The organism is Micromonospora sp. NPDC007208 (assembly GCF_042869175.1).
Lineage (GTDB): Bacteria > Actinomycetota > Actinomycetes > Mycobacteriales > Micromonosporaceae > Micromonospora > Micromonospora foliorum.
In genome coordinates, this window is sequence record NZ_JBIAFG010000003.1 from 50,064 (window position 1) to 68,995 (window position 18,932).

General features: G+C 70.5%; 19 protein-coding genes. 12 read left to right on the top strand and 7 right to left on the bottom strand.

Annotation, left to right across the window (positions count from 1 at the left end):
• The first annotated feature begins 283 nt into the window (after positions 1 to 283).
• On the top strand, positions 284 to 1,261 hold the full coding sequence (locus tag ACFYL6_RS06640; protein WP_387168394.1) for an NlpC/P60 family protein: 978 nt from the start codon (positions 284 to 286) through the stop codon (positions 1,259 to 1,261).
• 72 nt (positions 1,262 to 1,333) lie between these two features.
• Here ACFYL6_RS06640 and ACFYL6_RS06645 read toward each other — a convergent pair whose 3' ends face one another.
• The 4 genes from ACFYL6_RS06645 to ACFYL6_RS06660 form a co-directional block, all read right to left on the bottom strand.
• A complete protein-coding gene (locus tag ACFYL6_RS06645) occupies positions 1,334 to 2,323 on the bottom strand; it encodes an RNA polymerase sigma factor RpoD/SigA (RefSeq protein ID WP_196919428.1) in 990 nt (329 codons plus the stop codon).
• Positions 2,324 to 2,700: 377 nt separating this feature from the next.
• On the bottom strand, positions 2,701 to 3,642 hold the full coding sequence (gene murQ / locus ACFYL6_RS06650; protein ID WP_387168397.1) for an N-acetylmuramic acid 6-phosphate etherase: 942 nt from the start codon (positions 3,640 to 3,642) through the stop codon (positions 2,701 to 2,703).
• A complete protein-coding gene (locus ACFYL6_RS06655) occupies positions 3,639 to 4,553 on the bottom strand; it encodes a MurR/RpiR family transcriptional regulator (RefSeq protein WP_091405675.1) in 915 nt (304 codons plus the stop codon). The genes murQ and ACFYL6_RS06655 overlap by 4 nt, the downstream gene beginning before the upstream one ends.
• 75 nt (positions 4,554 to 4,628) lie before the next feature.
• Positions 4,629 to 5,645, bottom strand: coding sequence for an NAD-dependent epimerase/dehydratase family protein (locus tag ACFYL6_RS06660; protein ID WP_387168401.1), 1,017 nt, complete (start codon positions 5,643 to 5,645; stop codon positions 4,629 to 4,631).
• A 160-nt stretch (positions 5,646 to 5,805) separates the two neighbouring features.
• Between ACFYL6_RS06660 and ACFYL6_RS06665 the strand changes: the two genes are divergently transcribed.
• Positions 5,806 to 6,498: an SDR family NAD(P)-dependent oxidoreductase gene (locus ACFYL6_RS06665; protein ID WP_387168403.1), complete on the top strand. Its 693-nt coding sequence runs from the start codon at positions 5,806 to 5,808 to the stop codon at positions 6,496 to 6,498.
• Here ACFYL6_RS06665 and ACFYL6_RS06670 read toward each other — a convergent pair.
• Positions 6,483 to 7,151: a thymidylate kinase gene (locus ACFYL6_RS06670; protein WP_387168405.1), complete on the bottom strand. Its 669-nt coding sequence runs from the start codon at positions 7,149 to 7,151 to the stop codon at positions 6,483 to 6,485. The two genes, ACFYL6_RS06665 and ACFYL6_RS06670, sit on opposite strands and share 16 nt — an antisense overlap.
• A gap of 182 nt (positions 7,152 to 7,333) precedes the next feature.
• Here ACFYL6_RS06670 and ACFYL6_RS06675 point away from each other — a divergent pair, with 182 nt between their 5' ends.
• The 5 genes from ACFYL6_RS06675 (at position 7,334) to ACFYL6_RS06695 (ending at position 9,777) form a co-directional block, all read left to right on the top strand.
• On the top strand, positions 7,334 to 7,918 hold the full coding sequence (locus ACFYL6_RS06675; RefSeq protein ID WP_238658023.1) for a nucleotidyltransferase: 585 nt from the start codon (positions 7,334 to 7,336) through the stop codon (positions 7,916 to 7,918).
• A complete protein-coding gene (locus tag ACFYL6_RS06680; protein ID WP_124823215.1) occupies positions 7,915 to 8,190 on the top strand; it encodes a hypothetical protein in 276 nt (91 codons plus the stop codon). Before ACFYL6_RS06675 ends, ACFYL6_RS06680 begins: the two co-directional genes overlap by 4 nt.
• Positions 8,191 to 8,200: 10 nt before the next feature.
• Complete coding sequence (locus ACFYL6_RS06685) at positions 8,201 to 8,977, top strand: metallophosphoesterase (protein ID WP_091405690.1); 777 nt, start codon at positions 8,201 to 8,203, stop codon at positions 8,975 to 8,977.
• Positions 8,968 to 9,111, top strand: coding sequence for a GPGG-motif small membrane protein (locus ACFYL6_RS06690; protein ID WP_007464364.1), 144 nt, complete (start codon positions 8,968 to 8,970; stop codon positions 9,109 to 9,111). The genes ACFYL6_RS06685 and ACFYL6_RS06690 overlap by 10 nt, the downstream gene beginning before the upstream one ends.
• Positions 9,112 to 9,282: 171 nt before the next feature.
• On the top strand, positions 9,283 to 9,777 hold the full coding sequence (locus ACFYL6_RS06695; RefSeq protein WP_387168410.1) for a TspO/MBR family protein: 495 nt from the start codon (positions 9,283 to 9,285) through the stop codon (positions 9,775 to 9,777).
• 45 nt (positions 9,778 to 9,822) lie between these two features.
• Here the strand turns inward: ACFYL6_RS06695 and ACFYL6_RS06700 are convergent, their stop codons facing one another.
• Positions 9,823 to 10,596, bottom strand: coding sequence for a peptidoglycan DD-metalloendopeptidase family protein (locus ACFYL6_RS06700; protein ID WP_387168413.1), 774 nt, complete (start codon positions 10,594 to 10,596; stop codon positions 9,823 to 9,825).
• Between the two features lie 250 nt (positions 10,597 to 10,846).
• Here ACFYL6_RS06700 and ACFYL6_RS06705 point away from each other — a divergent pair, with 250 nt between their 5' ends.
• From ACFYL6_RS06705 to ACFYL6_RS06725, 5 genes are all read left to right on the top strand, one after another.
• A complete protein-coding gene (locus ACFYL6_RS06705) occupies positions 10,847 to 12,193 on the top strand; it encodes an ABC transporter substrate-binding protein (protein WP_387168416.1) in 1,347 nt (448 codons plus the stop codon).
• Between the two features lie 71 nt (positions 12,194 to 12,264).
• Positions 12,265 to 13,311 (top strand): carbohydrate ABC transporter permease, encoded by a 1,047-nt coding sequence (locus ACFYL6_RS06710; protein WP_387168420.1) that lies wholly within the window; start codon positions 12,265 to 12,267, stop codon positions 13,309 to 13,311.
• Position 13,312: 1 nt separating this feature from the next.
• Positions 13,313 to 14,281 carry a carbohydrate ABC transporter permease gene (locus ACFYL6_RS06715; protein WP_387168423.1) on the top strand — a complete coding sequence of 323 codons (969 nt, stop codon included), beginning with the start codon at positions 13,313 to 13,315 and terminating at the stop codon, positions 14,279 to 14,281.
• Positions 14,282 to 14,349: 68 nt separating this feature from the next.
• The gene (locus tag ACFYL6_RS06720) at positions 14,350 to 15,399 is read left to right on the top strand and encodes a LacI family DNA-binding transcriptional regulator (RefSeq protein WP_387168426.1); all 1,050 of its coding nucleotides are present in this window, start codon (positions 14,350 to 14,352) and stop codon (positions 15,397 to 15,399) included.
• Between the two features lie 31 nt (positions 15,400 to 15,430).
• A complete protein-coding gene (locus ACFYL6_RS06725) occupies positions 15,431 to 17,104 on the top strand; it encodes a glycoside hydrolase family 13 protein (protein ID WP_387169504.1) in 1,674 nt (557 codons plus the stop codon).
• 311 nt (positions 17,105 to 17,415) lie between these two features.
• Here ACFYL6_RS06725 and ACFYL6_RS06730 read toward each other — a convergent pair whose 3' ends face one another.
• Positions 17,416 to 18,849: an MFS transporter gene (locus ACFYL6_RS06730; RefSeq protein ID WP_387168429.1), complete on the bottom strand. Its 1,434-nt coding sequence runs from the start codon at positions 18,847 to 18,849 to the stop codon at positions 17,416 to 17,418.
• Positions 18,850 to 18,932: the final 83 nt, after the last annotated feature.

Consider the following 18,932-nt stretch of genomic DNA (forward strand, 5'->3'; position numbering starts at 1 on the left):
CATACGCCCGGAACGACGAAAGTCGTATATCCGTCAGGATTGCGCGAAAAGGACGATGTGCCCTCGTTCTGAGGCGTCATCAGCCACGATGACGCCACCCAGCCCAGGGGCACGACCCGCAACTCTTCCAACTTTCGCCCCTGCTTCAACTGCGAGCGACATCCGTCCCGGGTTAGGTTGGGCGAGCCGGTCCGGCCCAGTGCCGTCCGCCCGGATGGCCCCGGCCGGTGTCGTCGAGGGCGTCAGCAGCCCCTGACGGCCGTGGGAGAGGGGCCTTCCGCTCTTGTCATCCCTGAGAAATCTGCTGCGCACCGTGGCGCTGGTCGGCATGTCGGCCGCGCTGATCGCCCCGACGGCGGTGGCCCAGGCCGAGCCGTCGCCCGCCGACCTGACCCGCCGGATCGAGACGTCCTCGGCCGAGTTGGAGCGGGTCGTCGAGTCGTACAACAAACTGCGTGAGGAGATCAAGACAAACGAGGCCGCCGTGGCCCGATTACAGACCCGCATCGGCCCGCTGGAACAGCAGGTCGAGCAGAGCCGGGCCGACGTGGCCGAACTCGCCTCCACCGCGTACAAGAGTGGCGGCCTGCGTACCGCGGACGCCCTGTTGCGTCCCGGCGGCTCGGCCGCGCTGCTGGACCGGCTCGGCACGATCGAGCAGTTGACCCGCCAGCGGCAGGAGCGCATCTCCGGCTTCACGGCCGACCAGCAGCGGCTGCTCGACGAGAAGGCCAGCCTGAACGCCACTCTTACCCGGCAGGCCGCGCAGGCTCGCCAGCTCGCCAAGGGTAAGAAGCAGATCGAACAGGACCTGGCCAAGCTGTACGAGCTGCGCCGGCAGGCGTACGGGGCCGCCACCGAGCGACCCGAGCCCAAGGCGGCGACGACCGAGGCCAAGAACGTGCCCGCCGTGTCCGGTGCTGCCGGCACGGCGGTGCGCTACGCGTTCGGCGCCATCGGCAAGCCGTACGTCTGGGCAGCCGACGGACCGAACGGCTACGACTGTTCCGGGCTGACCTCGGCGGCCTGGCGTGCGGCCGGGAAGTCCCTGCCACACAACACCCGGATGCAGTGGAGCGCCGTCTCCCACATCGGGCGGGGCGACCTACGCCCCGGTGACCTGATTTTCTACAGCGGGCTCGGGCACGTCGCCCTCTACGTGGGCGACGGCCAGGTGATCGACGCGCCCAGCGCCGGTCGCAACGTGCTCAAGCGGGGCATGAACATGATGTCCATCCAGGGTTACGGCCGGGTTCGCTAACCACGATCGGTAACGGCGAACGGCCGGCGTCCCCCTATCGGACGCCGGCCGTTCGCCGTTGTTACCAGCAGGTCAGGCTGCTTGCAGCCCCTCCGCCCGGGCCAGCTCACGGAGCCGGCCGAGGGCCTGGATCTCCAACTGCCGGATCCGCTCGCGGGACAGCGAGAACCGGGACGCGACCTCGGTGAGCGAGTGCTCCCGGCCGTCCTCCAGCCCGTAGCGGGCCCGCATGATCCCGGCGGACCGGTCGTCGAGGTGGTTGAGCAGCCCCTCGATGCGCTGCCGCTCCAGGCCGCTGAGGACGATGTCCTCCGGCGACGGCGCGTCACTGTCGGCGACCAGGTCACCGAGGTTCGTGTCGCCGTCGTCGCCGACCGGGGTGTCCAGCGAAACGGTGTCCTGCGACCAGCGGCGCAGCTCGTTCACCCGCTCGACGGTGACGCCGAGGGCGGTGGCGATCTGCTCCGGCTCCGGGTCGCTGCCCAACTCACGGGTCAGCTGCCGCGCCACGTTGCGCATCCGGTTGACGTCCTCCACCAGGTGCACCGGCAGACGGACGGTGCGCTCCTGCTGGGCGATCGCCCGGCTGATGGCCTGACGAATCCACCAGGTGGCGTAGGTGGAGAACTTGTAGCCGCGCTCGTAGTCGAACTTCTCGACCGCCCGGACGAGGCCGGTGTTGCCCTCCTGGATCAGGTCCAGCATGGGCATCCCCGAGCGCACGTAGCGTCGGGCGATCGACACGACCAGTCGGAGGTTGGCGCGGATGAAGAGGTCCTTCGCCCGCTCGCCCTCGACGACCAGCCACTCCAGGTCGGCCCGGTCGACACCGGCGGGAACGGCTTCCTCACCGAGCAGGTGCTCGGCGTAGAGGCCGGCCTCGATCGCCTTGGAGAGGTCGACCTCCTTGGCGGCGTCCAGCAGTGGCGTCCGGGAGATCTCGTGCAGGTAGACGCCGACCAGGTCGCGCTCCTCGGCAACCTCGTCGGTTCGCATGCCGATGTTCTTGTCCACGTTGCCCACGGTCCCCTCGCTCGCGCCGGTTGCCCGGTTCCTTGCCATTCCCCACAGCTGTCAGCCCCTGGTAACTTCTGCTGTGCCCATCGGTGCTGACACCTACACAACAGATGAGACGTGTCGGGGATTCCTCGTCGTGAGTCGAAAGTGTCACGAATGCCTGAGTAGTAGCTGAGAGCACGGTCCATGTTTGCTGTCAGCACCCCACCGGGTGGCTCGTCACTGGGCACCACGTACGGGTTACGCACCATGGCAACACCGCCCGCCGCGGGGGCACAGCGACCCGGGTCACCACCGCAATGCGATCCTGGTCACTGCCAGATACGCACCGGTGGGCCGGTCGGTTCATCCACGGGGGTGGTATTACCCCCCGGCCAGATGAACAATCCGAGGCCCCGTTCGCTTCCCGGGGGCAGGTGGCGCTAGGAGGCGAGCAGGGCGAGGGCGCCGCGCACCTGGTCGGCCGAGCGGGCCAGCGCGGCCCGGGCAGCGTCGATCTCGGCGCCCGAGACGAGCGCGACGAGCGCCGTCTTCAGGTCTCCGTCGGCCTCGGTGAGGGCCTGCCGGGAGATCTCCTCCGAGCAGCCGGTGGCCTCGACCAGAATCGAGATCATTCGTCCGCGGAGTTTCGCGTTGGTGGCCACCATATCGATCATGAGGTTCGAGTAGACCCGCCCCAGGCGCACCATGACGGCGGTCGAGAACGTGTTGAGCACCAACTTCTGTGCGGTGCCCGCCTTCATCCGGGTCGACCCGGTGACCACCTCGGGTCCGGTGTCCACCCCGATGAACACGTCGACCGACCGGGCGGCCTCCGCCTCCGGATTGGCGCAGAGCAGCACCGTCGAAGCGCCCTTGGCGCGAGCTGACGCAAGCGCCCCGAGGACGTACGGCGTGCGTCCGCTGGCCGCCAGACCGACCACCAGGTCCCCGGCCCGTACACAACTGGCCGCTTCGACCGCGCCGCCCCGGTCATCGTCCTCGGCGTCCTCCACGGCCCGCCACATGGCGTCCGGGCCTCCCGCGAGGTGCGCGCAGAACCAGTGGCGGGGCGAGTTGAAGGTGGGGGCCAGCTCGGCCGCGTCGAGCACGCCCAGCCGGCCGGAGGTGCCGGCGCCGAAGTAGTGCACCCGGTGACCGCCGCGGAGGGCCGCGACCGCCAGGTCGACGGTGGTGGCGATCTCGTCGAGCACCGCGGCGACCGCCGCGGGCACCCGCCGGTCCGCCTCGTTGATCACGGTGAGCACGTCCCGGGTCGACATCAGGTCCAGGTCGACGCTGAGCGGGTTACGCCGTTCGGTGGGGGCGCCGACCCTTACCGTCGGGCGGGCGGGCGGTGCGGGCATCTCCGCACCGGCCGTCATGCCCGCCTCCGGTTGGCACCCACCCGGTGCGACTGGACCGCCTCGGCGGTCGCCTCCAGGGCCTTGCGGGCCCGGGCGCGGTTGCGGGCGGCCACCCCGACGAAGAGGCAGTCGACCACGGTGAGCTGGGCCAGCCGGCTGGCCGTCGCGCCGGAACGGTAGGTGGTCTCCCGGGCCGCCGTGGTCAACACGAAGTCGGCCACGTCGGTGATCGGCGAGCGCGGGAAGTTGGTCAGCGCCACTGTCGCGGCACCGCGGGTACGGGCCTGCTCCAGCACCTCGATCACGTCGGAGGTGGTGCCGGTGTGCGAGATGCCGATCGCCACGTCACCCCGGCCCAGCAGGGCGGCCGAGGTCAGCGCGGTGTGTACGTCCGGGAAGTAGAAGGCGATGCGGCCGATGCGGTGCAGCTTCTGCTGGAAGTCCGAGGCGACGAACCCGCTGGCGCCGGCGCCGTAGATGTCGATCCGACCGGCACCGCTGATCGCCTCGACCACCTGCTCGCAGACGGCCGGGTCGAGTTGCTCGGCAGTCTCCTCGACGGCCCGGGCGTCGTTGAACGCGATGGTGGCGATGATCTGGGCGAGGTCGGCGCCGGGCGGGATGTCACCGCCGACCACTCGGGCGTCCGGTGGCTCGATCCGGCGGGCGGCCTCGGCGGCGAGGCGGATGCGCAGTTGGGGGTAGCCGTCCATGCCCACCGAACGGCAGAACCGGATGACTGTCGCCTCGGACGTCTCGGCTGCGGTGGCGAGGTCGGTGATCGTCCGACGGGCAGCGGCCGCCGGATCGGAGACCACCAGCCGGGCGACCCGCTGCTCGGCGGGCGACAGCGACGGCAACAGCCCGCTGATGTGGACGATCAGCCCACCGGGCTCGTGACTCGCAGAAATCTTCGCACTCTTCGCCACGGATGAAACTTACTTTCAGCAGGCGTGAGCGTCAACTATGACTGTCCGAGGTGGGGGAAACTTCGATCGCCGGGATCACCGGTCCCGTACAGCCTGCCACTTCCCCAGGATCGCCGCCTCATCCGCCGGGTCGAGTCCACCCTGCCGGACGGCGTCCGGGTGTGCGGCCATCCAGGACGCGGTCGCCCGAACGGTGTCGACCAGCGGACGGACCGCCAGACCGGCGTCCAGGGCCGGTCGAACGTCCCGGTCCATCAGGCCAGCGGCCTCCGGCAGTCGCACCCAGAGCGGCAGCGCCCGCTCCCCCGACCACTCGCGTACGTCGTGGGACAGCAGGAACTCCTGATCGACCCAGGTGAGGGCCGGGTCGGCGACGCCCAGCCCGGCGGCCACCCCGGCCAACAGGTCGGCCCGGGACATCGCCGGACCGGTGCCGTCGTACGTGCCGCCGAGGCGGGTGCCGGCGGCGTGCAGCAACCAGCGCGCCAGATCGGCCACGTCCACGAACTGCACCCGGTCGGTCGGCCGGCCGGGTGCCAGCACCTCGCCACCGGCCGCCAGCCGCCGCACCCAGTACGGGAAACGGTCGCTCGGGTCCTCCGCGCCGACGATCAGCCCCGCCCGGCAGATGAACGAGCGGTCCTCTCCCATCCGCTCCCGGACCAGCTCCTCGATGCTCACCTTGCACCCGCCGTACCAGCGGTGGTCCGGGCCGATCGGACCGTCCACGTCCGGTGGCGCCGGCGCCAGCAGGGGCGTGTCCGTCGCGGTCCGACCCGGGGTGGAGTGGTCCGCGTACACCGAGATCGTCGAGACGAACGACCAGTGGCCGACGTGGTCGGCGAGCGCGGCGAGCGCGTGCCGGGCGTGGCTGATCTGGCGGGTCACGTCGATCACGGCGTCGAAGCCGGCGTCGGCGAGCGGGACGAGCGCCTCCGGATCATCGCGGTCGGCCGCCACGAACCGCGCCCCGGCCGGCACGGCGCCGGACACGCCCCGGGCCGCACAGGTCACGTCGTGCCCCTGCTCGACGGCGAGCGTGGCCGTGGCCCGGCCAAGGAATCGAGTGCCACCGAGAATGAGGATCCGCATCCGCCGATCCTGCGCCCCCAAGGTCCGAACGACCCAGCCAATCTGCCCATGGCAGACCGTGATCATGAAGTTGTTGCCACTCAGATCGGCGTGTCGCGGCAACAACTTCATGATCGACGCAGGAGAGCGGGAGGCGTGAGGGGGCACTAGCGTGGGGTTCATGGGACTGGGCAGCGTTTTGGTTACCGGGGGTTCCGGGGGGCTCGGTGGGGCGGTCGTCACCGCGTTCGTCGAGGCGGGCTGGCGGGTGGTCGTACCGGAGCGAAAGGCCCGGCCGGGGTCGGAGCCGGCGGCGGCCGGACTGGTCCGGGTTGTCGCGGACCTGGGCGAGCCGGCGGGCGCGGCGCGGGCGGTCGAGGCCGCCGCCGGCGAACCGGCGGCGCCGCTGCGCGCGGTGGTCAACCTCGTCGGAGGGTACGCCAGCGGCGGGCTGGTGCACGAGACGCCGGTCGAGGAGTTCGAGCGGATGCTCACCGTCAACCTGCGGCCGACCTACCTGGTCACCCAGGCGGCGCTGCCGCACCTGGTGGCGTCCGGAGGCGGCGCGGTGGTCTGCGTCTCGGCCCGCGCGGCGGTCGCCCCGTTCCGTGGGGCCGCCGGCTACTCGACCGCCAAGGCGGCGGTGCTGGCCTTCGCCAACGCGGTCGCGGTGGAGTACCGGTCGCAGCACGTGCGCTGCAACACCGTGCTGCCCAGCGTCATCGACACCCCGGCGAACCGGGCGGCCCAGCCCGACGCCGACCACTCCCGCTGGGTGACCCCGGAGGAGATCGCGCCGGTGATCCGGTTCCTGGCGTCGGCCGACTCCGCCCCGACCAGTGGGGCCACCGTTCCGGTCTACGGGCGGGCCTGAGCCACCACCGGGTCGGCCTCGTCCCCGGCCGACGCGGACGGCGGCAGCCAGGTCTCCAGGTGCGCCTGGATCTGCTCGGTCACCTCCTCGGCCGGGCGGCCCGCGTCCACAAGCACGAAGCTGGGGTATTCGGGCAGTGCCCGGTAGGCGGTGTCGGCGGCGGTGAGCCACCCCATCGTCTCGTGGTCGGTGCCGCGTTCCTCGATGCGCCGGTACGCCTCCGCCGGGTCGACGGCGAGCAGGAAGGTCACCTGCGGCGTCGGGAACAGCCGGTAGCCGGCCCGGGCGAGCCGCTCCCAGCGCTGCCCACCGTGCGCCCGGATGCTCGCGTACTGGCAGGCCGAGTAGCGGTCCATCACCGCCGTTCGGCCGGTGAGCAGGCAGCTGAGCAGGGCGATGGCGATGGCGAGCCAGCGCAGCACCGACTCCACGGCCAGCACGCCGTCGCGCCCGACGAGCCGTTGCGCGTCCGGCCGGCCGAGGCGGTGGGCGAGCCGGCCGAGCCAGCGCCGGCCACTGGCGTTGCGGCGGTAGGTGGCGGGGCGGCCGGCGGCGGTCAGCGCGTCGGCCAGCCGGTGCGCCTGGGTGGTCTTGCCCGAACCGTCGATGCCGATCAGGGCGACGGTGCGCAGTCGGGCCTTGCGTCGTCGCATCCCCGATGATCTGGCCACTCTCCACAGGTTATCCGACCCACGCACGCGCTCCGCGTGGTTTGTGGTGCTTCATCCCTGTTGACGCCCGACCGCGTCACCAGCAGGTGTGGCCGACCGGTATGCCGGGTACCGGAGTTTGAAACCCAACCGCCGGTCCACCAACACGACGACGGAGGAACCAGATGGCTGAGCGCGGGGACGAGAGTCTTGTGCACACCCTCAAGAAGGTCGCCGCCGTGCTCAAGCAGTCCGAGATTCCGTTCGCCCTGGGCGGCAGCTTCGCCGTCTACGCCCACGGGGGCCACTCCAGCGACCACGACGTGGACTTCCTGATCCGGGAGGCCGACGTCGAACAGGCGCTGGAGGCGCTGGTCGCCGCCGGCTTCGTCGCCGAGCGTCCCCCGGAGGACTGGCTGGTGAAGGTCTTCGACGACGGTCGGATGGTGGACCTGATCCACCGGCCGATCGAGACGCCGGTGACCGAGGAGACGTTCGCCGACACGGTCGTCCGGCCGGTGGACGCGATTCACATGCCGGTGCTGTCCGCCACCCAGTTGATGGTGCACAAACTGCTGAGCTTCTCCCAGCACTACTGCGACTTCGCCCGCGGCCTGCCGCTGGCCCGCTCGCTGCGGGAGCAGATCGACTGGGAACGGGTACGCAAGGAGACGCAGCACTCGCCGTACGCCGAGGCTTTCCTGGTGCTGCTGGACCGGCTGGAGGTGGTGTCGGCCGCCGGCACCCAGCCAGGAGAGGGGACATCGTGACCCACCATCGCGACATCGGCGCCGGGCCACCGGACGAGTACGTCGAGGCGGAGATCCAACGGTTGCTCGTCGAGGACCCCGCCGTCGCCGAACAGGGGATCACCGTGATTCGACGGGAACGCGCCCTCGTGCTCTACGGCGAGGTGGAGAGCCCGCACCGGCGGGAGGAGATCCTGCGTCGGGTGTCCGAGCGCTTCCCGGACGTGCCGATCACCAGCGACATCGGAGTGATCCGCGCCCAGGCGCCCACGGAGATCGAGCAACTGCCCTGAGGGAGGTTCCATGGTGATCCGCATCGCCGCTGTGGGCGACGTGCATCTGGACGAGGACGTGGTCGGCCGGTTCCGACCGGCGTTGGAGGAACTGCCGGAGTGCGCCGACGTGCTGCTGCTGGCCGGGGACCTGACCCGGCACGGCACCGAGGCCGAGGCGCGCTGTGTGGCAGAGGAGTTCGGTGGGTTGGCCGTACCGGTGGTGACCGTGCTGGGCAACCACGACCACCAGTGTGACCAGGTGCCACAGGTGGTCAAGGTGCTGGAGGACGCGGGCATCACCGTGCTGGAGGGCAACGGCGTCGTGCTGGACTGCGCGGGTGGCCGGCTCGGCATCGCCGGCGTGAAGGGCTTCGGCGGCGGGTTCGCCGGGCGGTGCGCGAGTGACTTCGGCGAGCCGGAGATGAAGGCCTTCGTACGGACCACCACCGACAGCGCGGACCGCCTCGGTGCGGCGCTGCGCTCGCTGGACTGCGACATGCTGGTCGCGCTCACCCATTACTCGCCGGTGCCGGACACGCTGGCCGGCGAACCGTTGGAGATCTACCCGTTCCTGGGGTCGTACCAGTTGGGGCAGGCGATCGACTCGGCGCCCACGGCGCTGGCCGTGCACGGGCACGCGCACGCCGGCACCGAGCGCGGCACCACCCCCGGTGGGGTACGCGTCCGCAACGTCGCCCACCCGGTGATCAAGCAGGCGTACAGCGTCTTTCACGTTGGCGATCAACTCGACACCGACCAGGTTTCCCCGATCGGCCAGTCGGGTAGTCAGAGGTCATGGAGCTGATTCTCTGGATTCTCGCAGTCGTACTCGTGGTCGCCGGCATCCTCGCGCTGTTCCGCCGGCAGATCCTGTGGGGCATCGTCCTCATCGTCGTCGGGCTGTTGGTCGGCCCGGGTGGTGTCAGCATCTTCAATTAGCGTCGTAACTCGTTAACACCGGGACCCGCCGGGGTCGCCGCGACCGGAGCTTCGTCCTCCCGACAGAAGCATCGGCCGCGGCGATCCCGGCGCTTTTTCGTGGGTGGCCGGCCCCGGCCCGCCCTCCCCGCTCGGCGGTTTGAGCCGACGCCGGGAGGAAATATCTCGACCATGGAGATATCTCGGGACGCACCGGCGGCCTCCGGGCGGCGAGCGTGGTGGGCCCTCGCCGGCTTCGCGGCGGCGGTCTTCGTCGCGGCCGCGATCGGCGGGCTGGGCGTGCAGGGCACCACCGAGGAGTACGCGAACCTGCGGCAGCCCGGCTGGGCGCCGCCCTCGTGGCTGTTCGGGCCGGTCTGGTCGCTGCTCTACGCGCTGATCGCGGTGGCCGGCTGGCTGGCCTGGCGGCGGGTCGGCTTCTCCCCCGCCCTCTGGGCGTGGACCGCCCAACTGGTGCTCAACGCGATCTGGACCCCGCTGTTCTTCGGCGCGGGGCGGTACGGGTTGGCGTTCGCCGAGATCGTGCTGATGTGGCTGGCGATCGGTCTGACCGTGGTGCTGTTCGCCCGGGTGTCCCGGGTGGCGGCGGCGCTGCTGCTGCCGTACTGGGCCTGGGTCACCTTCGCCGCTGCGCTGAACCTGTCGATCTGGCAGTTGAACACCTGACCGACCGGTCCCCGGCGGCGGTGCCCGCCGGGGACCGTGGCCGGGTCAGCAGCGGGGCACGCCGGGGATGTATCCGTCGGAGCCGGTGTACACGTACGCGTCGGCGATGTAGCGGCCTGAGCCGATCCGGTCCCAGATCGAGCTGGTGCCGAACGTGCCGGTGACCGTGGTGCCACTGGTCTGGCAGGCGATGGTCACCCGGGTGCCGTCGGCGACGGTGCCCACCGAGGCGTACCCGGTGCCGGGGCCGGAGCGGACGGTCAGCGGCGTGCCGGCGGTGTCGACCGTGCCGTTGCCGCCGCCCGAGGAGCACCCGTTGTCACTGGTGTAGCTCTTGGTGCCCCAGTACAGCCCGAGGGCGCCGTTGAAGCGGACCTGGATGTCGGCGCCGTTGAGGCGCTGCTCGTAGTGCAGGTGTGGGCCGGTCGAGCCTCCGGTGCTGCCGACCCAGCCGAGCACCTTGCCGTACCCGACCGTCTGCCCGACCGAGACGTTGAAGCCGTTGAGGTGCGCGTAGTAGGTGCTGTAGCCGCCGCCGTGGTTGATCCGGACGTACTTGCCGTAGCTGGTGCCGCCGAGGTCGGTCACCCGGTCGACCGTGCCGGGGGCGCTGGCGACCACCGGGTCGCCGAGGTCGTCGGTGCGGTTGAAGTCGACGGCGTACGCCGGGCTGTGGTCCGACCGGGTCTGCCCGGACCAGGACTGGCCGCACGGGAACGGCACCTTGAAGGTCGGCGCGGCCAGCGCTGGAGTCGCCGGCACCAGCGCTCCCCCGACGAAGAGACCCGTCACCAGCAGGCTGATCCACCGCTTTCGCATACAGCTCCTCCTATGTCGAAAACCTTCGATCCGGTGCGCCCAGCCTGACAGATATCGTCAATCTTCGAAAGAGTCCCCAGCATGTCGCGGGAGCGCGCCCACCAGGCAGCCCGCAGGTTTCCGGATTGTTACTCGCTCGTGTCTGACAGGGGGTGGACCGGGCCGGATGCAAGCGCTTACATGTGTGCACGCCCAATCGGACCGGCGACGGGTCACCAGCACCACCGCGCCGGCTAGGAAGGAGGACGGCATGGCGGTCTTTACCAGACCACGCCAGGCCTTCGTGATCGCCGGTGTAATCGGGCTGGCGCTCAGCGCCACCGCCTGCGGTACCGGCGACGACAAGAAGAGCAGCAAAGCGGGCTCCGCGGAGTGCGCCGCATACGAGAAGTACCAGGGTCACGACGGCAAGAAGGTCTCCATCTACGCGTCCATCCGTGACGCCGAGGCCGACCTGCTGGAGCGGTCGTGGTCGCAGTTCACCGACTGCACCGGCATCGAGATCGACTACGAGGGCAGCGGCGAGTTCGAGGCGCAGCTTCCCGTCCGGGTCGACGGCGGAAACGCCCCCGACATCGCCTTCGTGCCCCAGCCGGGCCTCGTGAAGCGCTTCGCGGACGCCGGCAAGCTGAAGAACCTCAGCGCCGACACCAAGGCGCTCGCCGAGCAGAACATGCCGGCCGACTGGCTGAAGTACGGCACCGTGAACGGGACGCTCTACGGCGTGCCGCTCGGCGCCAACGTGAAGTCCTTCGTCTGGTACTCGCCCAAGACGTTCAAGGAGAAGGGCTGGGAGGTTCCGACCACCTGGGACCAGCTCATCGCCCTGAGCGACAAGATCGCCGCGAGCGGCATGAAGCCGTGGTGCGCGGGCGTCGAGTCCGGTGACGCCACCGGCTGGCCGGCCACCGACTGGATCGAGGACGTGGTCCTGCGTACGCAGGGTCCCGAGGTCTACGACCAGTGGACCACCCACGCCATCCCGTTCAACGACCCGAAGATCGTCGACGCGGTCGACCGTGCCGGCACGATCCTCAAGAACGAGAAGTACATGAACGGCGGCTTCGGCGGCGTCAAGAGCATCACCACCACCGCCTTCCAGGAGGCGGGCCTGCCGGTGACCACCGGCAAGTGCGCGATGCACCGTCAGGCGTCGTTCTACGCCAACCAGTTCCCCGAGGGCACCAAGGTGGCCGAGGACGGCGACGCGTTCGCCTTCTACTTCCCGGCCATCGACCCGGCCAAGGGCAAGCCGGTACTGGGCGCGGGCGAGTTCGTCGTCGCCTACGCCGACCGTCCCGAGGTCCAGGCGGTGCAGACCTACCTCGCCTCCGCGGAGTACGTGAACAGCCGCGCGAAGCTCGGCAACTGGGTCACGGCGAACAACAAGCTGGACATCGCCAACGTCGCCAGCCCGATCGACAAGCTGTCCGTCCAGATCCTCCAGGACAAGACGGGCACCTTCCGCTTCGACGGATCCGACCTGATGCCGGCCGGCGTCGGCGCGGGAACGTTCTGGAAGGGCATGGTCGAGTGGCTGAACGGCAAGGCGACCGCCCCGGTGCTCCAGGGCATCGAGAGCAGCTGGCCTAAGTGATCCCCGGCGGTGGCCCGGTCCGCTGACGCGGGCCGGGCCACCGGCCGAGGTGGACCCGGAAGGGAGGGTTGATGGAGTTCGACTTCGCCGATCAGCAGCCGAAGTTCCTCATGCTGATGTACGGGCTGGTCGCCTTCGTGCTGGTGGTGGGTGGTCTCCTACTGCTGCTCGACGTGGTGCCGGCCTGGTTCGCCCGGCGACGGGAGGCGCAGCTCGTCGCCGCCTCCGCGAGCGGGGCCCCGCTGCCCCGTCGGCCCAAGCAACGGGAAGGGATCTTCGCGTTCTTCTTCCTGCTGCCGACGCTGCTGCTGCTCGTCGTCGGTCTGGTCGTGCCGGCCATCCGCACCATGCTGCTCTCCCTGATGAACAGGACCAGCACGGAGTGGGTGGGGCTGGACAACTTCGGCTGGATGTTCTCCGACGACTCGATCGTCCGGGTCCTGATCAACACCCTGGTCTGGGTGCTCCTGGTCCCGCTGGTGGCGACCGGCTTCGGCCTGATCTACGCCGTCCTGGTGGACAAGGCCCGGTTCGAGTCGGTGGCCAAGTCGCTGATCTTCCTGCCGATGGCCATCTCCTTCGTCGGCGCCAGCATCATCTGGAAGTTCGTCTACGCCTACCGGGGTGACGGCGACCAGATCGGTCTGCTCAACCAGATCGTGGTCAGCCTGGGCGGTGAGCCCAAGCAGTGGCTGCTCGAATCACCCCTGAACACGCTGCTGCTGATCGTCATCATGATCTGGATCCAGGCCGGCTTCGCCATGGTGGTGCTCTCCGCGGCGATCAAGGCGATCCCCGGCGACATCGTGGAAGCCGCCCGGCTCGACGGCGTCAGCCCGTGGCAGATGTTCTGGCAGATCACCATGCCGAGCATCCGACCCGCGTTGATCGTCGTGATGGTGACCCTCACCATCGCCACGCTCAAGGTCTTCGACATCGTCCGGACCTCGACGAACGGCAACTACGACACCAGCGTGATCGCCAACGAGATGTACAACCAGGCGTTCCGGTACGGCGAGAACGGACGGGGTTCCGCGCTCGCGGTCTTCCTCTTCATCCTGGTCATCCCGGTCGTGATCTACCAGATCCGTAACCTCCGTCAACAGCGGGAGGGCTGAGATGACTACCGCAACGCCCACCGTCGCCGCCGGCACCCAGAAGACCGACGGCACCCCGACCACCACGGCCGGCCGGGTCCGCAAGCGCCTGAACAGCCGCACCGCGACGCTCGTCTCGATCGTCATCGCGGTGGTGTGGACCATCCCGACCTTCGGCCTACTGGTCTCCTCCCTCCGCCCGGAGGACGAGATCAAGACCACCGGCTGGTGGACGGGCTTCACCAACCCGCAGTTCACGTTCGAGAACTACGAGCAGGTCCTGTTCGGGCGGTCGGCGTCCTCCGGGCAGCTCGCCGGCTCCTTCATCAACTCCCTGGCGATCACCATCCCGTCGGTGCTCTTCCCGCTCGCCTTCGCGTGCCTCGCCGCGTACGCGCTCGCATGGATCAACTTCCGGGGCCGGGACTGGCTCTACATCGCGATCTTCGCGTTGCAGATCGTGCCGTTGCAGATGGCCCTGGTGCCGTTGCTGAAGTTCTTCTCCACCGGTGTCACCCTCGGCGGCGTCACCCTGATGCCGGCCTGGGATCTGGTCGACGAGCAGAAGTTCGCCCAGGTGTGGTTCGCGCACACCTGCTTCGCGCTTCCGTTCGCCGTGTTCCTGTTGCACAACTTCATCTCGCAGCTGCCGGGCGACCTGATGGAGGCGGCCCGGGTCGACGGGGCCACCCACCCGAAGATCTTCCGCACCATCGTGCTGCCGCTGATCACCCCGGCGCTCGCGGCGTTCGGCATCTTCCAGTTCCTCTGGGTCTGGAACGACCTGCTGGTCGCGCTAATCTTCGCCGGTGGCGGCGACGAGACCGCCCCGCTCACCGTCCGGCTCGCCGAGATGGCCGGCACCCGGGGCAACGAGTGGCAGCGCCTGACCGCCGGTGCGTTCGTCAGCATCGTCATACCGCTCATCGTGTTCCTGTCCCTGCAACGCTTCTTCGTGCGAGGTCTGCTCGCCGGCAGCGTCAAGGGCTGACCGCGCGCCCGCCGCCGCCTGGCCCCTCGGGCGGCGGCGGGCGCTCCGGGCACCGAGCGGGGGAAACCGTGACGAGGATCGATGATGTGGCCCGGCTGGCCGGTGTGTCCACGGCCACCGTCTCGCGGGCGCTGCGGGGACTACCGACGGTCTCGGCCGCGACCCGGCACCGGGTACTCGCCGCCGCCGAGCAACTCGACTACGAGGTCTCACCGAGCGCGTCCCGGCTCGCCGGTGGACGGACCGGCACGGTCGCGGTGGTGGTCCCCCGGATCACCCGCTGGTTCTTCAGCACCGTCGTCGAGGCGGTCGAGGAGTACCTCCACCAATCCGGCTACGACCTGCTGCTCTACAACCTGGGCGGCCGGGAACAGGTCCGCCAGCGGGTCCTGCGGACGGCCAACCTGCACAAGCGGGTGGACGCCATGATGCTGGTCGCCACGCCGTTGCGTCCGGCCGACCTGACCGCGCTGGCTACGCTGGAACTGCCCGGAGTCACCATCAGCTCGGGCAGCAGGGTGCCCAACTGGCCGTGCGTACGCATCGACGACGTGGCGGCCGCGCGGACCGCCACCACGCACCTGATCGACCTCGGCCATCGCCGGATCGCCCACATCTCCGGCGACCCGGACGACGAGCTGGCCTTCACCACCCACCTCGACCGACGCCGGGGTTACCAGGCGGCGCTGCGCTCCGCCGGCCTGCGACCCGACCCGACCCTGGACATCGAGTCCACCTTCACCATCGACGGCGGCAACCGGGCCACCGCCGAACTGCTGGCCCGCGGCGAGCCGCCGACCGCGATCGTCGCCGCGTGCGACGAGATGGCGATGGGCGCGATGACCGCCCTGCGTGAGGTCGGACTGCGGGTGCCGCAGGACGTCAGCGTGGTCGGCATCGACGACCACGACCTGGCCGGTGTGCTCGGGCTCAGCACCGTCGCCCAGCCCGCCGCCGAGCAGGGCCGGCTGGCCGCCGAGATGCTGCTCGACCCGCTCGGGGCCCGACCGCCGGGCGGCCCCATCGTCAGTCAACGGGGCACCGGTTGCGACACTCCGGTGGTCCTGCCCACTCGGTTGGTGGTCCGGGACTCGACCGCACCGCCCCGGGCACACTGAAATCCAAAACACCGCAACACGGGAGACGACCCTGAACACCGACCCGACGCAGCAGACCCAATCCGGTCACCCGGCCACCGGCTGGTGGACCGAGGCCGCCATCTACCAGATCTACCCCCGCTCGTTCGCCGACTCCGACGGGGACGGCATCGGTGACCTGCCCGGCATCACCGCCCGCCTCGACCACCTGGTCGAGCTGGGCGTGGACGCGGTGTGGCTCTCTCCCTTCTACCCCTCGCCGCAGGCCGACGCCGGCTACGACGTGGCCGACTACCGCGACATCGACCCGCTGTTCGGCACCCTCGCCGACGCGGACAAGCTGATCGCCGAGGCCCGGTCCCGCAACCTGCGGGTGATCGTCGACCTGGTCCCGAACCACACCTCCTCGGCGCACCGCTGGTTCCAGGCCGCGCTGCCGGCCGCGCCCGGCAGCCCGGAACGGTCCCGGTACATCTTCCGGGACGGCCACGGTCCGGCCGGCGACCAGCCGCCGAACGACTGGCAGAGCGTCTTCGGTGGTCCCGCCTGGACCCGGACCGTCGACGCCGACGGGCAACCCGGCCAGTGGTACCTGCACCTGTTCGACACCGGGCAGCCCGACCTCAACTGGGACAACCCGGAGGTGCACGCGGAGTTCCTGGACGTGCTGAGGTTCTGGCTGGACCGCGGCGTGGACGGCTTCCGGGTCGACGTGGCGCACGGCCTCATCAAGCAGGCCGACCTGGCCGACTGGCAGGAGCCGCAGGAGATCCTCTCCGGCAACGAGATCGACAAGCCGCGCCCGCCGATGTGGGACCAGGACGGCGTGCACGAGATCTACCGGCAGTGGCGGCAGGTTCTGGACAGCTACCCCGGCGAACGGGTGCTGGTCGCCGAGGCCTGGGTGGAGCCGGCCGAGCGGCTGGCCCGCTACGTGCGCCCGGACGAGATGCACCAGGCGTTCAACTTCGAGTACCTGCTCGCCGCGTGGACCGCACCGGCCCAGTACGCGGTGATCACCCGCTCGTTGGAGGCGACCGACTCGGTCGGCGCGCCGACCACCTGGGTGCTGTCCAACCACGACGTGGTGCGGCACGCCTCCCGGCTCGGCCTGCCGGTCGGCACCGTACGCCCCAACGGCATCGGCATCGGCGACCCGCAGCCCGACGCCGCGCTCGGTCTGCGTCGGGCCCGGGCGGCCACCCTGCTGATGCTCGCGCTGCCCGGCTCGGCGTACCTCTACCAGGGGGAGGAGCTGGGGCTGCCCGAGCACACCACCCTTCCCGACGAGGCCCGACAGGATCCGACCTGGGCGCGCAGCGGGCACACCCAGCGCGGCCGGGACGGCTGCCGGGTGCCGATCCCGTGGGAGGCCGACGCCCCGTCGTACGGCTTCGGGCCGACCGACGCGAGCTGGCTGCCGCAGCCCGCGCTCTGGGCGGAGTACGCGCTGGACCGCCAGCGCGACGTGCCCGGCTCGACGTACGAGCTGTACCGCACGGCGCTGCGGTTGCGCCGCGCCCACGGGCTGGGTCGCGGCACCCTGGAGTGGCTGTCCTCCGGCGACGAGGTGCTGAGCTTCCGCAACGGTGAGCTGACCGTGCTCACCAACTTCGGTGCCGCCCCGGTGCCGGTGCCGGCCGGTGCCGAGGTGCTCGCCGCCAGCGCGGCCCTGGACGACGACGGCGCGGTCCCGGCCGACGTGACCGTCTGGCTGCGCGGCTGATCCAGCGCCGACCGGCCCGTTCCGCGGTACTCGCGGGCGGGCCGGTCGGTGTGGACCGGCTCGCTATGGAGCTGATGTCGTAAACGATTCATGCCCGCCCGCCGCGCGGGGACGCCTGCGCCCTCAAAACCGCACCCCCCGAACGTGCCGCCCACGCCGCCGCCGCGCCGATCTTGCAGTTTCGGTTGTCGGTACGGGTTCTATGCCGCTTATGTCGGGACAGTAAGTGCAAGATCGCGGGGCGAGGGGTGGTCCGGCCCGACGAGGTGGGGTGGGGTGGGGTGGGGTGGGGCGGGGCGGGGTGGGCGGGGTTAGAGGCGGTCGGCTCGGGTGTGTAGCAGGTCGTGCACGTTGTCGATGTCCGCCGGTGAGGTACGCGAGGCGAGCCAGTACATGACGCCGGTCGGGATGAAGAAGAGCTGGAACGCGGCCAGCCCGACGGCGAAGTTCAGCGGTGGCGGGAATGCCGCTCGCAGTGCCTGGAAGGCCACCCCGACCAGCCCGTTGCCGGCCGCGCGCCCGACACCGTTGACGAGGTTGCCCAGGCTGTAGACCGTGCCGCGGTGCTCCGGTGGGTTGACGTCGGCGATCAGCGCGAACCAGTTCGGTGAGTTGGCCGAGGTCAGCGCGAGCGCCACGATCGCGGTGAGCAGGCTCAGCCCGACCGACGGCTCGGTGAACACACTGGCCAGCACCGCACCGACGACCGCGCCGCCGCTCGCGCCGTCCGGCACGTCGATGGTCACCGGGACGAAGAACAACACCAGGTAGAACGGCAGGGCGGCGAGGATGCCGATCGAGGCGACGAGTGCTCGCCCTCGCGGGGTACGTCGTTGCACCGCGTCGCCGATCAGGCCGCCCACGATGGACAGCACCCCACCGAGCTGGAACAGGGTGGCGAAGACGCTGCCCACCACCACAGCCGTCGACGTGGAGTAACCCTGGGCCTCGGCCCGTTCGGCGAAGAGCACCGGCAGCCAGACCAGCGAGCCGAACGCGGCCTGCGCGGTCAGACCCTGCAGGATCAGCCACCGGTTGGTCCGCCGGGCCAGGATGCGCGGCAGGTCGGCGCGACTGATCCGGTAGTCGTACTCGGCGCCGGCGTCGAGCCGGCCGGCCAGTTCCGGCTCGCTCTGGCCCCGCCGGATGTCGTACGTGAACAGGTAGGCCAGGGTGGCGACCAGGCCGACGCCGGTCAGCAGCAGGAACGGCCGCCGCCAGTCGGCCGCGCCGAGCAGCCCGCCGACGAGGGTGCCGGCGAGGGTGCCGACCCCCTGGGAGAGCCCCCAGAAGCTCATCACCAGCCCGCGCCGGGTCGGTGAGATCAGGTCGGTGACCACGGAGAAGCCCACCGAGCCGACGGCGCCGAGGCCGACGGCCGCGACCAACTGCGCGGCCAGGAACGTCAGGTAGCCGCCGGCGAGCGCGCTACCGCCGGTGCCCGCCGCCCAGAGGAGTGTGCCCACCATGAGCAGCGGCTTGCGGTTGGTCCGGTCCCCGACGTACGCCCAGCCGACCGCCGCGACCGCGCTGACCAGGAAACTGACCGCGGTGACCACGCCGAGCAGCCGCCCGGACACGTCGAACGCGTCGGAGATTGGGCCGTACAGCGGGGGGACCAGCCCGATCGCCACGTTGTCCAGCGAGGCGAGCAGCACAAACACCACGACGCTGTACAACCGGTGCGCCGGGCCGCCGCCCCGGCCGTGCGGGCGCTGGCCGGGCCCGCCACTGGTCACCGTCATGACCGGCAGCCAACCAGACTCCGTGGAGGAGGTCGTCACGCGGGTGGGTGCCGGTCAGCGTCCACCGGCACCCACCCGCGTCG

Coding starts and splice junctions, on each gene's coding strand:
- ACFYL6_RS06645 (WP_196919428.1), bottom strand. CDS start 2,323: ATGGCAAGGAACCGGGCAACCGGCGCGAGCGAGGGGACCGTGGGCAAC.
- murQ (WP_387168397.1), bottom strand. CDS start 3,642: ATGACGGCCGGTGCGGAGATGCCCGCACCGCCCGCCCGCCCGACGGTA.
- ACFYL6_RS06660 (WP_387168401.1), bottom strand. CDS start 5,645: ATGCGGATCCTCATTCTCGGTGGCACTCGATTCCTTGGCCGGGCCACG.
- ACFYL6_RS06665 (WP_387168403.1), top strand. CDS start 5,806: ATGGGACTGGGCAGCGTTTTGGTTACCGGGGGTTCCGGGGGGCTCGGT.
- ACFYL6_RS06670 (WP_387168405.1), bottom strand. CDS start 7,151: ATGCGACGACGCAAGGCCCGACTGCGCACCGTCGCCCTGATCGGCATC.
- ACFYL6_RS06675 (WP_238658023.1), top strand. CDS start 7,334: ATGGCTGAGCGCGGGGACGAGAGTCTTGTGCACACCCTCAAGAAGGTC.
- ACFYL6_RS06685 (WP_091405690.1), top strand. CDS start 8,201: ATGGTGATCCGCATCGCCGCTGTGGGCGACGTGCATCTGGACGAGGAC.
- ACFYL6_RS06690 (WP_007464364.1), top strand. CDS start 8,968: ATGGAGCTGATTCTCTGGATTCTCGCAGTCGTACTCGTGGTCGCCGGC.
- ACFYL6_RS06695 (WP_387168410.1), top strand. CDS start 9,283: ATGGAGATATCTCGGGACGCACCGGCGGCCTCCGGGCGGCGAGCGTGG.
- ACFYL6_RS06700 (WP_387168413.1), bottom strand. CDS start 10,596: ATGCGAAAGCGGTGGATCAGCCTGCTGGTGACGGGTCTCTTCGTCGGG.
- ACFYL6_RS06705 (WP_387168416.1), top strand. CDS start 10,847: ATGGCGGTCTTTACCAGACCACGCCAGGCCTTCGTGATCGCCGGTGTA.
- ACFYL6_RS06710 (WP_387168420.1), top strand. CDS start 12,265: ATGGAGTTCGACTTCGCCGATCAGCAGCCGAAGTTCCTCATGCTGATG.
- ACFYL6_RS06715 (WP_387168423.1), top strand. CDS start 13,313: ATGACTACCGCAACGCCCACCGTCGCCGCCGGCACCCAGAAGACCGAC.
- ACFYL6_RS06730 (WP_387168429.1), bottom strand. CDS start 18,849: ATGACGGTGACCAGTGGCGGGCCCGGCCAGCGCCCGCACGGCCGGGGC.